Genomic DNA, 537 nt, shown 5'->3' on the forward strand with positions numbered 1-537 from the left:
ACATATCTTAATTTGCCAAATGCAAATAGTAAGTATAAATAGTGCTTAGTCATTTGAACATAGGAAAAAAAGAGAACTTGGATTACATATCATATTGAGGCTGAGAGAAATCCAATAGGTGACATAGTCGGAAGAACTCCGAATAATGAAGAAAAAATGTGGAAAATAAAATGAAAAAAGTTTATCGATAGGGTTCCAGTATGATTTACATGATACAGATTATAAGACTTATATAAGGCAGGGGGATAATATGGTTACTGTAAATAATTCTGACTATTATAACAACATTCCAGCTGGCAGGGATTTAAACAAGCTGCCCAATAATTCCAGCGCCGGTACAACTGTAGGATATCAGTATGATGGACTTACAGAGGAAGATCGTTTCGTACAAAAAGTTTTGCGGGAGCATTATGATAAAATGTACAAAGAAAATATGTCGCATTCTGATCCAATGGCATATGTCATATCGAAATATTGTGATGTGACTTCACCTAACTTTTGCTCATATATGACAGAAGACCAGCGTTCCATAGCTTA

General features: G+C 34.5%; 1 pseudogene. It reads left to right on the forward strand.

Annotated features, from left to right (window positions below):
* Positions 1–250: 250 nt before the first annotated feature.
* Positions 251–537: pseudogene (locus DWX65_RS14800) on the forward strand (DUF4885 domain-containing protein); the annotation flags it as partial.

Origin of the sequence: Roseburia sp. AF20-18LB, from assembly GCF_003461185.1 — a bacterium.
Taxonomy (GTDB): domain Bacteria; phylum Bacillota; class Clostridia; order Lachnospirales; family Lachnospiraceae; genus Roseburia_C; species Roseburia_C amylophila.